Source organism: Streptomyces sp. WMMC940 (assembly GCF_027460265.1).
Classification (GTDB): Bacteria; Actinomycetota; Actinomycetes; order Streptomycetales; family Streptomycetaceae; genus Streptomyces.
In genome coordinates this window covers 1-14,543 of sequence record NZ_JAPZBC010000003.1, presented here as the reverse complement: position 1 = coordinate 14,543, position 14,543 = coordinate 1, and the positions used below count along the sequence as shown (strand labels likewise).

The 14,543-nt window shown below is 70.5% G+C and carries 14 protein-coding genes and 1 pseudogene; 9 read left to right on the top strand and 6 right to left on the bottom strand.

Annotated features, from left to right (window positions below):
* From O7595_RS33590 to O7595_RS33555, 8 genes and pseudogenes are all read left to right on the top strand, one after another.
* A pseudogene (locus tag O7595_RS33590) lies at positions 1-629 on the top strand (histidine kinase); the annotation flags it as partial.
* Between the two features lie 9 nt (positions 630-638).
* Positions 639-1,052 carry a roadblock/LC7 domain-containing protein gene (locus tag O7595_RS33585; protein ID WP_030980891.1) on the top strand — a complete coding sequence of 138 codons (414 nt, stop codon included), beginning with the start codon at positions 639-641 and terminating at the stop codon, positions 1,050-1,052.
* 96 nt (positions 1,053-1,148) lie between these two features.
* Complete coding sequence (locus tag O7595_RS33580) at positions 1,149-1,715, top strand: DUF742 domain-containing protein (RefSeq protein ID WP_269732728.1); 567 nt, start codon at positions 1,149-1,151, stop codon at positions 1,713-1,715.
* Entirely contained in the window at positions 1,696-2,277 is a 582-nt protein-coding gene (locus O7595_RS33575; protein WP_269728206.1) for a GTP-binding protein, read from the top strand. Before O7595_RS33580 ends, O7595_RS33575 begins: the two co-directional genes overlap by 20 nt.
* A gap of 338 nt (positions 2,278-2,615) precedes the next feature.
* On the top strand, positions 2,616-5,948 hold the full coding sequence (locus O7595_RS33570) for a sensor histidine kinase (RefSeq protein ID WP_269728207.1): 3,333 nt from the start codon (positions 2,616-2,618) through the stop codon (positions 5,946-5,948).
* A gap of 10 nt (positions 5,949-5,958) precedes the next feature.
* Positions 5,959-6,372 (top strand): roadblock/LC7 domain-containing protein, encoded by a 414-nt coding sequence (locus tag O7595_RS33565; protein ID WP_030980891.1) that lies wholly within the window; start codon positions 5,959-5,961, stop codon positions 6,370-6,372.
* Positions 6,373-6,468: 96 nt separating this feature from the next.
* Positions 6,469-7,038, top strand: a complete 570-nt coding sequence (locus O7595_RS33560; protein WP_269728208.1) for a DUF742 domain-containing protein — start codon at positions 6,469-6,471, stop codon at positions 7,036-7,038.
* Positions 7,019-7,600 carry a GTP-binding protein gene (locus O7595_RS33555; RefSeq protein WP_266383712.1) on the top strand — a complete coding sequence of 194 codons (582 nt, stop codon included), beginning with the start codon at positions 7,019-7,021 and terminating at the stop codon, positions 7,598-7,600. Before O7595_RS33560 ends, O7595_RS33555 begins: the two co-directional genes overlap by 20 nt.
* Positions 7,601-7,799: 199 nt before the next feature.
* On the opposite strand, the gene O7595_RS33550 is transcribed toward O7595_RS33555, so the two are convergent.
* The 3 genes from O7595_RS33550 to O7595_RS33540 all read right to left on the bottom strand — a co-directional run bounded on the left by O7595_RS33550 (position 7,800) and on the right by O7595_RS33540 (position 12,162).
* Complete coding sequence (locus O7595_RS33550) at positions 7,800-8,003, bottom strand: acyl-CoA carboxylase subunit epsilon (RefSeq protein WP_138052968.1); 204 nt, start codon at positions 8,001-8,003, stop codon at positions 7,800-7,802.
* A gap of 21 nt (positions 8,004-8,024) precedes the next feature.
* Entirely contained in the window at positions 8,025-9,608 is a 1,584-nt protein-coding gene (locus tag O7595_RS33545) for an acyl-CoA carboxylase subunit beta (protein ID WP_269728209.1), read from the bottom strand.
* Between the two features lie 154 nt (positions 9,609-9,762).
* Positions 9,763-12,162 (bottom strand): polysaccharide lyase 8 family protein, encoded by a 2,400-nt coding sequence (locus tag O7595_RS33540; protein WP_269732427.1) that lies wholly within the window; start codon positions 12,160-12,162, stop codon positions 9,763-9,765.
* A 404-nt stretch (positions 12,163-12,566) separates the two neighbouring features.
* On the opposite strand from O7595_RS33540, the gene O7595_RS33535 reads away from it, so the two are divergent.
* Positions 12,567-13,175 carry a YceI family protein gene (locus O7595_RS33535; RefSeq protein WP_269728210.1) on the top strand — a complete coding sequence of 203 codons (609 nt, stop codon included), beginning with the start codon at positions 12,567-12,569 and terminating at the stop codon, positions 13,173-13,175.
* A gap of 81 nt (positions 13,176-13,256) precedes the next feature.
* Here the strand turns inward: O7595_RS33535 and O7595_RS33530 are convergent, their stop codons facing one another.
* From O7595_RS33530 to O7595_RS33520, 3 genes are all read right to left on the bottom strand, one after another.
* A complete protein-coding gene (locus tag O7595_RS33530) occupies positions 13,257-13,532 on the bottom strand; it encodes a DUF2087 domain-containing protein (protein WP_269728211.1) in 276 nt (91 codons plus the stop codon).
* A gap of 73 nt (positions 13,533-13,605) precedes the next feature.
* Entirely contained in the window at positions 13,606-14,121 is a 516-nt protein-coding gene (locus O7595_RS33525; RefSeq protein ID WP_269728212.1) for a GNAT family N-acetyltransferase, read from the bottom strand.
* Between the two features lie 274 nt (positions 14,122-14,395).
* Positions 14,396-14,527: a dsRBD fold-containing protein gene (locus O7595_RS33520; RefSeq protein WP_269732729.1), complete on the bottom strand. Its 132-nt coding sequence runs from the start codon at positions 14,525-14,527 to the stop codon at positions 14,396-14,398.
* Positions 14,528-14,543: the final 16 nt, after the last annotated feature.

Genomic DNA, 14,543 nt, shown 5'->3' with positions numbered 1-14,543 from the left:
CCGGAGCACCGCGTCCGCGCCACGGCGGTGCCGACTTCGGCGCGCCGCGTCCGGCCGTGGGCAGCCTGCCCGCGCAGCCGCAGCCCGAAGCGCTGCCGCCGGCGTCCGGCCCCGGCGACGGCCGTACGCCGCTGTACGACACGCTGGAGACGAACTGGTTCCACCAGAACCAGGGCGGCGGCGGTGCCGACGGCGCCGCACAGCCCCCGGCCGCACCGCAGCAGCCGGCCGCACCGGCCGGGCGCCCCGCTCCGTCGGGCCCGCCGCGCCGCCCCACGGGCGGCCAGGGCCAGCCGGGTCAGGGCGGCCAGCACAACAACGCGGGTGCCGCCTCCTGGCGGACCTCGCCCAACGACGAGCTGGTGCGCCAGGCCGAGCGGGTGCGCAAGCCCGCGGCCGGCGGTGTCACCACCTCGGGTCTGCCCCGACGGGTCCCGCGCGCCAATCTCGTGCCGGGAACCGCGCAGGAGCAGACCCACCACACCGGTCCGCAGGTGTCCCGTGCGCCGGACGACGTACGGGGCCGGCTGACCAATCTCCGTCGGGGCATCCAGCAGGGGCGTCAGGCGGGCGGCTCCGGAAACACCGGCAGCTTCAACGTCGGCCCCACTCACCAGCAGGAGCGTTAGTTGAGCCCGATGAGCCAGGCGGCGCAGAATCTGAACTGGTTGATCACCAACTTCGTGGACAACACCCCCGGGGTGTCCCACACCGTGGTGGTCTCCGCCGACGGTCTGCTGCTGGCGATGTCCGAAGGGTTTCCGCGTGACCGCGCCGACCAGCTGGCGGCGGTCGCGTCCGGTCTGACCTCGCTGACCGCGGGGGCGTCCCGGATCTTCGAAGGCGGCGCGGTCAACCAGACCGTCGTGGAGATGGAGCGTGGTTTCCTCTTCATCATGTCCATCTCGGACGGCTCCTCGCTGGCCGTGCTCGCCCACCCGGACGCCGACATCGGCCTCGTGGGATACGAGATGGCTCTCCTGGTCGACCGTGCCGGCACCGTCCTCACCCCGGACCTGCGTGCCGAACTTCAGGGAAGTCTTCTCAACTAGCTGAACGGCAGTGCGTTTATCGCCACCGCACCATAGGGTGCGGTGGCGCGGCTCCACAGGGACATGGACCGGCGTACGGCACTCGGAGGAGGAATCGTGGCAACACCCCCAGGCGGACACCCATACGACGGGGCTCAGCAGTCTCCGGGTGAGCACGCTCAGAACCGCTTCAACTTCCCCTCTTCACCGAGCAGAGGCGGCGGTCCCCAGCCCTACCAGCGGCCGCAGCAGCCGTACGACCCGTCGTACCACCAGCCGCAGGGCCCCCGGAGCCAGCCGGTGGCTCCCCGCCGGGCACCTGAGCCGTCGCAGGCGTCGGGCACCAACAATCCGTTGGTGCGTCCTTACGCGATGACCGGCGGCCGGACCCGGCCGCGCTACCAGCTCGCCATCGAGGCGCTGGTCAGCACCACCGCCGACCCGGCGCACCTGTCGACGCTCCTGCCCGAGCACCAGCGGATCTGCCACCTCTGCCGGGAGGTCAAGTCGGTGGCCGAGGTCTCGGCGCTGCTGTCGATGCCGCTGGGTGTGGCGCGGATCCTGGTGGCGGACCTGGCGGAGGCCGGCATGGTGGCGATCCACCAGCCGGGCAATGGAGAGGCCGGCGGCACGCCGGATGTGACACTGCTCGAAAGGGTGCTCAGTGGACTTCGCAAGCTCTAGCGCCGGTGCAGCCCGCTCGACCACCAGCGCGAAGATCGTGGTGGCGGGCGGCTTCGGCGTGGGCAAGACCACGTTCGTCGGCGCCGTCTCGGAGATCAACCCGCTGCGTACCGAGGCCGTCATGACGTCCGCGTCGGCCGGCATCGACGACCTCACGCACACCGGCGACAAGACCACCACCACGGTGGCCATGGACTTCGGCCGCATCACCCTCGACCAGGACCTGATCCTCTACCTGTTCGGCACCCCCGGACAGGACCGCTTCTGGTTCATGTGGGACGACCTCGTCCGCGGCGCCATCGGCGCCGTCGTCCTCGTCGACACCCGCAGACTCGCCGACTGCTTCCCCGCGGTCGACTACTTCGAGAACAGCGGCCTGCCGTTCGTGGTGGCCCTGAACGGCTTCGAGGGACACCAGCCCTACACCCCCGACGAAGTCCGCGAAGCACTCCAGATCGGCCCCGACGCCCCGATCATCACCACCGACGCACGCCACCGCGCCGACGCCAAGAGCGCCCTCATCACCCTCGTGGAACACGCACTCATGGCACGTCTCAAGTAGAAGTGGGCATACGGATGTTGTCGTAGACCTTTCATGGGCGGGCCGTGTCTTTTTGACACGGTCCGCCTCCATGTTCATAACGTTTCGACAGAGAATTCTCGGGGTTCGGACACCCGATGCATCCGGCTGGTATCGCTGTGCTCACACAGGCCCCTCTTTTTGCCGGGGCTCGCTCTTTATGCCCGTTTTATCTCCGGTTCGGAGGGCGCGGTTCGGCCGGTTCCCGCTGTTTGGAGCCGACCCCCTTGGCGTGCTGAAATCAACGAACTCATGAGTAGTACGGCCCTGAACAATAATCGGCACAACCTAGGTGCCGACGCCGAGAGGTTGTTGGTCGAGTGAGGCGAAGCAAGACGAGCTCCGCGGAACAGCAGTCGCGGGGCAACTTCACCCCGCCCCCGCGTGCAGCGGCGTCGCCTGCGGATGTGCAGCCCGTGGAGCCCTCCGCCACCGGTGGCAGTTCCAGCAGGCTGTCGCCGCGCAACTGGCGTGTGCCGACCCGGCTGAACGCGATCCTCCTCATACCCGTGCTGGTCGGCCTCGTCATGGGCGGATTCCAGGTGAAGGGGTCGATCGACACCTGGAACGAGGCCCAGGACGCCGAGAAGACGGCGCTCATCGTGCGCGCCGCCTCGGCGTACGGCCAGGCCCTCCTCAACGAGCGGGACCTCACGGCGGAGCCCCTGCTGAAGGGCGACAGTCAGAGCAGGGTCGTCACGGAGGCCAGGGCCGCCACGGACGCGGCCAAGGCGAAGTTCGACGAGGCCGTCAAGGACATGCCGCAGAAGGAGGGCCTCGAGCGGCGCCTGAACCTCTTCCGCGCCGCGGAGCCGGCCCTCGAGAAGCTTCGCCAGGTCGCCTACACCGTGCCGTTCGAGACGCCCACCAAGTCGGAGGGCGACGACCCCGACGACCCCAGTGACGACGAGCGGGGCCCCGTCGCCACCCAGGAGAGCTACGTCGGCGTCCAGCACTACCTGATGGAGTTCGCCAACGAGCTCGGTCTCGGCACGGGCAACGTCACGAGCTACGGCCGGATGGTGTACGCCATCCAGCTGGCCAAGGCCGCCGAGTCGCTGCAGCGCTCCATCGGTACCGAGCTGCTCATCCGTCCGAGCAAGAAGAAGGACATCAGGGCCGGCCAGACCATCGCCTTCACCTCCTACGCCTACCTGGAGGGCATCGCCCTCGGCGAGTACCAGTCCGGTGGTACCCAGGCCGACGTGGACAGGCTGAAGGAGGTCATGGCCAGGAAGACGGAGGAGGGCCAGAAGGCGCTGGCCGCCAAGATGGCCGAGGCCGCCGCCGCCGGCCAGGACGTCCAGCCTCCGCCGAAGGACGAGGACGGCTCGGTCCTCGGCGGCATGGTCGGTGCGATCAGCACCGGTGCCGACCCCGACGAACTCGCGGAGCAGGGCGTCACCCAGCAGATCTGGATGGCCGCCGCCACCGCCAAGTTCGAGGGCTACAGCGAGGTCGAGAGGGAACTCGTCGACAAGGCGGTGGCCGAGGCCGCCCAGATCTCCGACGACGCCAAGACCGACGCCATCGTCAACGGCCTGATCGTCGTGATCGCCCTGCTCGCCGCGTTCATCCTGGCCGGCATGGTGGCCCGCCAGATGAGCCGCTCGATGCGCCAGCTGCGCACCGCCGCCTTCGGCATCGCCGAGCAGCGCCTGCCGATGCTCGTCGACCAGCTCTCGCGCACCGAGCCCGGCCGGATCGACACCCGTGTGCAGCCGATCCCGATCGACAGCAAGGACGAGATCGGCGAGGTCGCCCGCGCCTTCGACCAGGTGCACCGCGAGGCCGTGCGGCTCGCCGCCGAGCAGGCCCTGCTCCGCGGCAACGTCAACGCGATCTTCACCAATCTCTCGCGCCGCAACCAGTCGCTGATCGAGGGCCAGTTGACCCTGATCACCGACCTGGAGAACAACGAGGCCGACCCGGACCAGCTGGAGAACCTCTTCAAGCTGGACCATCTGGCGACCCGTATGCGCCGCAACGGCGAGAACCTCCTCGTCCTCGCGGGCGAGGAGCCCGGCCGCCGCTGGAACCAGCCGGTGCCGCTGGTCGACGTGCTCCGTGCCGCCTCCTCCGAGGTGGAGTCCTACGAGCGGATCGAGCTCACCGGCGTGCCGGAGACCGAGATCCACGGCCAGGCCGTGACCGACCTCGTGCACCTCCTCGCCGAGCTGCTGGAGAACGCCACGACGTTCTCCTCGCCGCAGACGAAGGTCCGGGTCACCGCGACCCGGCTGCCCGACGGCCGGGTCATGATCGAGATCCACGACAAGGGCATCGGCCTGACCGCCGAGGACTTCGCCGACATCAACCACAAGCTGGCCAACCCGCCGACGGTGGACGCCGCAGTCTCGCAGCGCATGGGCCTCTTCGTGGTCGGCCGTCTCTCCGACCGGCACGGCATCCGCGTCCAGCTCCGCCCCTCGGGCGAGCAGGCCGGCACGACGTCGCTGGTCATGCTCCCGGACGCGATCACCCACGGTGGCGGCGGCGAGGCCCTGCCCGAGGACGACTTCACCGTCTCCCAGATGATCCCGACGCAGCAGTCCTTCGATGCGGCGCCGATGCGCACCGCCGCGGAACTCGGCTTCGACGACTCCCGCTACGAGGACCAGCCCGCCGAGCCCCGGCAGCTGGACCCGGTCAACCGCTCGCTGATGCGCGAGGAGCGCCGGGCGGCGCTGGAGGCGCAGACGGGCGGGGACCGCCCGCCGTTCCACGACGAGCCCGAGCAGGCCTACGCCGATCAGGGGAGCTACGCCGAGGAGCAGTACGAGCAGGGCTACGCACAGGAGCAGCAGCCCGCGTACGACCAGAACGGGTACGACCAGAACGGCTACGACCGGAACGGCTACGAGACCGGCGGCTACCAGCAGAACGGCTACGAAGCCAACGGGTACGACAACACCGGCGAGTTCCAGGTTTCCGGCGGTTACCCGGAGACCCAGGAGCAGGCCTATGCGGAAGCGTCGTACGACGACTCGCAGGGCTCCGCACCGCAGTACGACAACGGATACGCCTCCCAGCCCGACCAGGGAGAGTGGGCGGACCGGAACACGTACCAGAGCGCGTACGAGCCGGAGTACCGAGCGGATACGGAATCTGCTCCCTCCGCTCCCGCGAACGGCGCCGACCGCGTAGGCTTCGAACGTCCGGCTCCGGCCACCGGATCCGGCCACCAGCTGACCGACGCCGGTCTGCCGCGTCGCGGCAGCGGCCAGCCGGGACAGCCGCAGCAGGGACAGCAGCAGTGGCAGTCCTCCACCGGCGGCGGCCAGACGCCGGGACAGGCCAAGCAGGCCCCCCAGGCGCCCCAGGCCGCCCAGGGCGGGGACTCGGAGGCGGACGGCTCAGGCGAGTGGCGTTCGAAGAACGACGAGCGCTGGCAGCGGGCCGAGAAGCTCCGCAAGCCCGCGGCCGGCGGAGTCACCTCGTCCGGGCTTCCCCGCCGGGTCCCCAAGGCCAATCTGATCGAGGGCACGGCCGAGCAGACCCCGCAGAACGGCCCTCAGGTGTCCCGCGCCCCTGAGGATGTGCGCGGCAGGTTGAGCAACCTGCGGCGCGGTGTCCAGCAGGGACGCAGCGCGGGAACGGACACGAACGGATCGGGCTTCGGCCCGGGCAGTACCTACAACCAGGAGCGTTAGTGTGAGCCCGATGAGCCAGGCGGCGCAGAATCTGAACTGGTTGATCACCAACTTCGTGGACAACACCCCCGGGGTGTCCCACACCGTGGTGGTCTCCGCCGACGGACTCCTGCTGGCGATGTCCGAAGGGTTTCCGCGTGACCGCGCCGACCAGCTGGCGGCGGTCGCGTCCGGTCTGACCTCGCTGACCGCGGGGGCGTCCCGGATCTTCGAAGGCGGCGCGGTCAACCAGACCGTCGTGGAGATGGAGCGTGGTTTCCTCTTCATCATGTCCATCTCGGACGGCTCCTCGCTGGCCGTGCTCGCCCACCCGGACGCCGACATCGGCCTCGTGGGATACGAGATGGCTCTCCTGGTCGACCGTGCCGGCACCGTCCTCACCCCGGACCTGCGTGCCGAACTTCAGGGAAGTCTTCTCAACTAGCTGAACGGCAGTGCGTTTATCGCCACCGCACCATAGGGTGCGGTGGCGCGGCTCCACAGGGACATGGACCGGCGTACGGCACTCGGAGGAGGAATCGTGGCAACACCCCCAGGCGGACACCCATACGACGGGGCTCAGCAGTCTCCGGGTGAGCACGCTCAGAACCGCTTCAACTTCCCCTCTTCACCGAGCAGAGGCGGCGGTCCCCAGCCCTACCAGCGGCCGCAGCAGCCGTACGACCCGTCGTACCACCAGCCGCAGGGCCCCCGGAGCCAGCCGGTGGCTCCCCGCCGGGCACCTGAGCCGTCGCAGGCGTCGGGCACCAACAATCCGTTGGTGCGTCCTTACGCGATGACCGGCGGCCGGACCCGGCCCCGCTACCAGCTCGCCATCGAGGCGCTGGTCAGCACCACGGCCGATCCCGCGCGGCTGCAAGGGCAGTTGCCCGAGCACCAGCGGATCTGCCGACTGTGCCTCGAGATCAAGTCGGTGGCCGAGATCTCGGCACTTCTCTCCATCCCCCTCGGCGTCGCCCGGATCCTCGTAGCCGACCTGGCCGAGGCCGGACTCGTCGCCATCCACCAGCCCGGCGGCGACGAGTCCGCCGGCGGCCAGCCAGACGTGACACTGCTCGAAAGGGTGCTCAGTGGACTTCGCAAGCTCTAGCGGCGGTGCAGCCCGCTCAACCACCAGCGCGAAGATCGTGGTGGCGGGCGGCTTCGGCGTGGGCAAGACCACGTTCGTCGGCGCCGTCTCGGAGATCAACCCGCTGCGTACCGAGGCCGTCATGACGTCCGCGTCGGCCGGCATCGACGACCTCACGCACACCGGCGACAAGACCACCACCACGGTGGCCATGGACTTCGGCCGCATCACCCTCGACCAGGACCTGATCCTCTACCTGTTCGGCACCCCCGGACAGGACCGCTTCTGGTTCATGTGGGACGACCTCGTCCGCGGCGCCATCGGCGCCGTCGTCCTCGTCGACACCCGCAGACTCGCCGACTGCTTCCCCGCGGTCGACTACTTCGAGAACAGCGGCCTGCCGTTCGTGGTGGCCCTGAACGGCTTCGAGGGACACCAGCCCTACACCCCCGACGAAGTCCGCGAAGCACTCCAGATCGGCCCCGACGCCCCGATCATCACCACCGACGCACGCCACCGCGCCGACGCCAAGAGCGCCCTCATCACCCTCGTCGAGCACGCACTCATGGCACGCCTGCGGTAGGCCCGTCGGCCGTACCGACCGCCCCGTCCCGTTCCCGGGAAGGCCCCGTACACCGTCACACGTCACGGTGTACGGGGCCTTCGCGTGTCCGCGTTCCGCCCTTCTCCGTCCCACCGGGGGCACGGCAGGACGGAGAAAGACGAAGGCCCCGTCCGTTCCCGGTGAGGGAACGGACGGGGCCTCGGGGTCCGGGAGGGCGTCAGCCCTGCCAGGAGTGCGGAGCGCGGAAGCCGGACTGGCGCTCCAGACGGCGCCATCCGGCGGTGCTGCGGCCGCGGTGGGCCGGGACGGCCTGCGGCTGCGAGGCGGCGCGGGCGAGGAGCACGGCCGTGATCGCGGCCAGTTCCTCGGGGTCGGCGTGCCCCTTCTCGACGCGGAGCAGGGATTCTGCGGGCGTGGTCATGTGCAGCGTTCTCCTCATGGGTTACTGCGGGGGGTTGCCGTGCTTGCGGGACGGCAGGTCGGCGTGCTTGGTGCGGAGCATGGCGAGGGAGCGGATCAGGACCTCGCGGGTCTCGGCCGGGTCGATGACGTCGTCGACCAGTCCGCGCTCCGCGGCGTAGTAGGGGTGCATCAGCTCGGCCTTGTACTCCTTGACCATGCGGGCACGCATGGCGTCGGGGTCCTCGGCGTCGGCGATCTGGCGGCGGAAGATGACGTTGGCCGCACCCTCCGCCCCCATCACGGCGATCTCGTTCGTGGGCCAGGCGTAGGTGAGGTCGGCACCGATGGACTGGGAGTCCATGACGATGTACGCGCCGCCGTAGGCCTTGCGCAGGATCAGCGAGATGCGGGGCACCGTCGCGTTGCAGTAGGCGTACAGGAGCTTCGCGCCGTGGCGGATGATCCCGCCGTGCTCCTGGTCGACTCCGGGCAGGAAGCCCGGCACGTCCAGCAGGGTGATGATCGGGATGTTGAAGGCGTCGCACATCTGCACGAAGCGTGCGGCCTTCTCGCTCGCCTCGATGTCGAGGACACCGGCCAGCGACTGCGGCTGGTTGGCGACGATACCGACGACCTGGCCGTCGAGCCGGCCCAGGGCGCAGATGATGTTGCGCGCCCAGCGCTCGTGGATCTCCAGGTAGTCGCCGTCGTCGACGATCTCCTCGATGACCTTGTGCATGTCGTACGGACGGTTGCCGTCGGCCGGAACCAGGTCGAGCAGGACGTCCGAGCGGCGGTCCGCCGGGTCCTCGCTCTGCGCGTGCGGCGGGTTCTCCCGGTTGTTCTGCGGGAGCATCGACAGCAGGTACCGGACCTCCGCGATGCACGTCTCCTCGTCGTCGTAGGCGAAGTGGGCCACTCCGCTGGTCTCGGCGTGGACGTCCGCGCCGCCGAGGCCGTTCTGGGTGATCTCCTCGCCGGTGACCGCCTTGACGACGTCCGGACCGGTGATGAACATCTGCGAGGTCTCACGGACCATGAACACGAAGTCGGTCAGCGCCGGCGAGTAGGCGGCGCCGCCCGCACACGGGCCGAGCATCACGCTGATCTGCGGGATGACGCCCGAGGCCCTGGTGTTGCGCTGGAAGATACCGCCGTAGCCCGCAAGGGCCGAGACGCCTTCCTGGATGCGGGCACCGGCGCCGTCGTTCAGCGACACCAGAGGCGCACCGGCGGCGATCGCCATGTCCATGATCTTATGGATCTTCGTGGCGTGCGCCTCGCCGAGGGCACCGCCGAAGATCCGGAAGTCGTGCGCGTAGACGAAGACCGTACGGCCCTCGACCGTGCCCCACCCCGTGATCACACCGTCGGTGTAGGGCTTCTTCGACTCCAGTCCGAAGCCGGAGGCGCGGTGCCGCCGGAGCTGCTCGACCTCACGGAACGACCCCGCGTCCAGCAGCAGCTCGATACGCTCGCGCGCGGTCAGCTTGCCCTTGGCGTGCTGCGCCTCGGTCGCCCGGTCACTGGGTCCGCGCCGCGCCTGATCGCGAAGGGCGTGCAGCTCGGCCACACGCCCGCGTGCGTCGGTCGGCTCGCCTGCGGTCTCGTCCAAAACGGTCATGTACGAACCCTACGGAGCGGACCAAGAAAATCCTGCCGTTGACTCCGTACAGTCTCGCGCCCGATCTGCTGTCAGCCCCGCACAGAACCATTTCGCACCACAGGCGAAGTACCAGTTGAACGGCCTGCCGTTTTGTCGTGGTCCAACAATGACGTCAGCTGATGGTCACCTCGCAGCCATGTACGACACCTGCCGTACCCGGAGCGATCCCCAACCGCAGGCGGCGGCCGGTGCCCAGCACCTCGACCGACGGAGCGGCACCCAGGACCCTGCCCACCGGGCGGTCCCAGACGAGCTCCAACGGCAGCCCGGTGCGCATGGGTTCGCTGATGTGGAGCGTAGCGGTCCGGCCGCGCCTCCGTACCACCACGCTCGCCGGCGACGTGACGGTGAGGGCACCCACGGTAGCGGCCCGCCAGAAGTTCGCCGCGGTCAGCCCGAGCGAGGGGACGGCGACCGATTGACAGATGTCCGAATTGTCGAGGACCTCCAGCCAGCCCGGGTCGGCCGCACGGGCCTCGACCGCCCGCCGGGAGGCCCCGGGCATCAGGATGTACCCGTAGGACGAGTTCACCGGATCGGTCCCGTGGTCCAGCCACAGGGTCTGGTAGTGACGGGTCCGCCGTTCGGGAGAGCTGGTGGTGTTGATGTCCCGCCACGCCCCGGTCCGTGCCTCGCGCAGGGTGCGCAGCCCCGACCCGCCGGGCCGCTCCGCGCGGTCGGCACCGGCCGGGCCGACCGGGAGGAGGACCCAGCCGCCGTGTCCGTCCAGATGAGCCCAGCGGCCGTGGCGCCCGGTAGTGAGGGCCGAGGCCGGGCGCTCGCCGAGGTTCCTGTTGTCGACGACCGTCTCCACGGGTACGCCGTCCGTGCAGGTGATCCCGGCCCCGAGGCAGATCACGGCGTCGGCGGCACAGAACCAGGACTTTCGCGCCTCCAGGGTCGAGCCGAGCCCCCTGAGGTGCTGGCCCACGGCCGCGTACTCGCCGTCGGTCGAGCCACCGACCCACTTCACGCCCGGTTTCGGCTCCCCCCATTCGCCGCCCTCCCGGTCGGCGAGGCGGCGGGTCGACACGGTCGTCCCGGGCAGCCGGTACCAGTCGACGGTCGGCCAGAACCAGTCGGTGTACTGGTCGCCCCGGTCGGAACCGGGCCACCAGTAGAGCATTCCGGCGCCGGTGTGCCAGCCGCGCGGGTTCTCCCCGTTGCCGCACTCGTAGGCCGAGATCCGCTCCGAGGACATGGCGATGCCGGCGGCCCAGCCGGGCCGGCGGTGGACGGCCCGGTCCATGGCGGCGAACAGCTTGTGTCCGACCGGCTCCGGCGCGGCGGGGACGGGGGCGGCGGCCACGGCGTGCAGTCGGGCAAGATCGGCCACCCCGAACTGGCGGTCGGTGAGGACGGGACTGACGGTGTCCCGTTCGATCCAGCCCTTGATCATGGACTGCCAGCGGGTGCGCTCGGCGGCGGGCGCCCCGTCCGCGAGCAGCGCGACGGCCGCGATGAGCGCGTGGCCGTGGAAGTGGTCGCTGCGCATGACCCGGCGGCCGTCGCCGGAGAGCAGGCCGCGGCTGATCGCCCGGCCGTTGACGCTGTCCATCATCAGACCGTCGTGGATCAACGGGGCGAAGGCGTTCTCGACGCTGCCGAGGACGTTGGCCCGGCCGGGGTCGGTGATGTCCCAGGCGGAGCCCGCGAGGAGGGCGAAGAGGCGGCCGAGGCCGTCGAGCAGGACCTGCCCGTACGTGCCGGAGTAGGCCACCCAGGTGTGCTGGACGAACGATCCGTCGGCGTAGAGGCCGTCACCCGTGGTGACGTGCGGGAAGACGGGAGACAGCGCGTCGCGGGCGAGGGCGATCCTCGCCGGCTCCGCGCCGTTGATGCCGCGCAGTACGACCGAGCGGCACAGATCGACCCGGTTCGCTCCGGTACTGGTGCCGGTGTAGGAGCCGAGCACGCTGTCCGGCACGAAGTGGTCGACGGCCGCGCACGCGGCGTGGCGCCGCTCGTGGGTGAGCTCGCCGTGGAGCGCCGTGACGATGTCCATCAGCAGGCGCGGGCTGCCGATCTGCCACTCCCACCAGTTCCCGTAGCGGGTGGTGGAGGGGTTGTAGATCCGCTCGGAGAGATGGTCGAGGCCGCGGACGACGTCGGCGAGCATCGCCGTGTCCCCGGTCGATCCGGTGCCCGGCTGGAGGCAGGCCTGTGCCATGGTCCACAGCCTGCTGTAGCCGGCCGTGATGCCGGACGGCGGGTCGAAGCGGAGGCCGGGGAAGAGGGAGTCCCCGGCAGGTGCCATGGAGTCGCGGAAGGTGCGGGCGAGGCGGCCGGTCTCCGCGAGCCGCGAGGCGTACGGCTCCGCGGCCGGGTCGTAGTCGGTGCCGAGCTGGAGTTCCAGCCAGCGGCGGCGCAGTGCGGCGTACACATCGTCGGCGCTGCCGCCCGCTCCGGCCGGGGTGCCGGACGCGGGAGCGGAGGCGGGAGCGGGCAGGGCCAGGGAGAGCGCGCCTGAGCCGGAGGCGAGCAGCAGGGCGCGGCGGGACCAGGCGGGCAGGGCGGGCAACGGGGCCTCCGGGAACGAAGTGACATGGTCCGGTTGGCAGTTGGCATAGCACCCGGGGAGGTCGGCCACAACGCCTCGATCAGGCCGTCGCCGGCGCCGCGGGGCCATGGGCACGGCCGTGACGACGGCGACCGCGCATGCGGTGCGAGGGCCTCTGAAGTGCGACCCGGGCGCTGGGTGCGCGCCGGGACGGGGTCGTCGGAGTCGCCGGCGCCGCCGGCCCGAGTGGCGCCGGGCGGGGCAGCAGGGTGCGGTCCCGGCGCGCGGCGAGGGGAAGACCCACGAAGGAAAGTTGAAATTTGAACGGGAATGCTTCTATGGTGAGTGTCGTTGAAGGTTCAACGAGTGGCCGGGAAGGCCACCGACCCGCCCGACCACGTCCCCGAGGAGCAATCATGGGCCTGTTCAACCGCAAGACCAGCGAGACCGCCCCCGCCGCCCCCCGCCCTGTGGACCCCGCACTGGCAGCCCTCACCGGCAAGTACGCCATCGACCCGGCCCACAGCAGCATCGGCTTCACGGTCCGCCATGCCATGGTCACGAACGTGCGCGGCACGTTCAGCGACCACGAGGGCACGCTGCACCTGGACGGTGCCGACCCGTCCCGCTCCACCGCCGTCATCGACGTCAAGATCGCCAGCATCGACACCGGCATCGGCGACCGTGACGGGCACCTGCGCAGCGGTGACTTCTTCGACGCCGAGACCTTTCCGGTGATGTCCTTCCGCTCGACCACGGCCGAGCAGCTCGGCGGCGAGAAGTACCGCATCAGCGGCGACCTCACCATCAAGGACGTCACCCGCCCGCTCTCCATCGACCTGGAGTTCAACGGCACGGCGACCGACGTCTACGGCAACGAGCGCGTCGGCTTCGAGGGCAGCGCCGAGATCCTGCGCTCCGACTGGGGTCTGACCTGGAACGCCGCGCTGGAGACCGGCGGCGTGATGGTGAGCGACAAGGTGAGGCTGAACTTCGACATCTCGGCGATCAAGCAGGCCGCCTGACGTCACCCGGGCTCGGCCGGCGAACCCCCGTCCCCGCGGACGGGGGTTCGGCATGGACCGCCCCCTCTCCCCCGGGTGCGGTCACACGGCCCGCCGGTAGGCGCTGCCGTCCCTGGCGCGGGTCAGCAGCCGGGCCTCGACCAGATACCGGCGCAGCGCCGAGCAGTCTTGGTGGACCGTCCGGATGGCGTCGTTGACCTCGCGCTCGGTGTACTCCCGACCCTGCTGGAACAGGGTCCGGGCGAGGTGGTCGAGCAGATGCCGACGGCGGGCGGCCTTCCGCGGGATCGCCGTCAGCCGGCCCCGGGAGAAGAGTGCGGACACATCCCGTGGACCGCCGGCTTCGTTGTCGGACATGCGCCGAAGCCTGATGCACCCCGCCCCGGCGGTGCAACGCGATTTCGCCGCCCCGCACTGCGTCCGCCACGCCCTACAGCGGTATCTCGATGTCGAGGACCGGGCCGGTGGCCCGGGCGGGCGGCGCGTCCAGGGTCTCCAGGACGTGGAGCATCGGCACATTGGCCGCGGCCACCGCCGCGGTCAGGGTGTGGTGCCCGTCCCGCCGGGCGACGTCGGCGGCATGGGCGGTGAGCGCCGTACCCAGCCCCTTGGACTGCCAGGCGTCCTCGATCAGCACCGCGAACTCGCCGACGCCCTGCCGAGCGGTGCGCATGACGTTGGTCATGGCGATGATGCGGTCCGTCCGCTGGGCGGTGGTGGTGACCAGGGTGGTGCCGCGCTCCGGATCGCACAGCAGCCGCCAGCCGGCCGCCGACAGTCCGGGCGTGCCCGCGTGGTAGCGCATGGCACGGCTGCCGGGCGAGCAGCGGTGGTGCAGCGCCTGGACCGGGCCGAGGTCGGCGGGGGTCGCCTCCCGCGTCCGGGTGGGCGTGCCGTCGGCAAGGGTGATCGGATGTCCGGTGCGGCGCGTGCCGGTTTCGGGCATAGGGGGCCTCCTCGCGGCCTGTACGGCGGAGTGCCGCAGACCCCCGTGCGGGCGGACACCCGTCTCGGCACAGGACAGAGTCTTTTGCGATCGCAAGGCCGGCTCAAGAGGGGTTCGCGCCATCCTGGCTACGCTTCGCACAGGATGCGTCACCGAACGGAGCTGGTCGGGAGTGGCGCGAAATCGGCCGGTGCAGCGCTCCGCGTGCCGGACGACGGTCGGCGCCCGGACGTTCCCGGGGCGCCACCGAAGTCGGGCCCGGGGGACCGGCGGCTCATCCCTCGCGGAGGCGGTGCACCTGCTCGCCGGTGCGGGACTCGATCTCCGTGGCCACCTCGTGGAGCAGGGAGTGGCTCACCCCGTTCAGGGCCCGCGCCACCGCCAGTTCATCACCGATGTGGGGGATGTCCCGGTCCGATCGA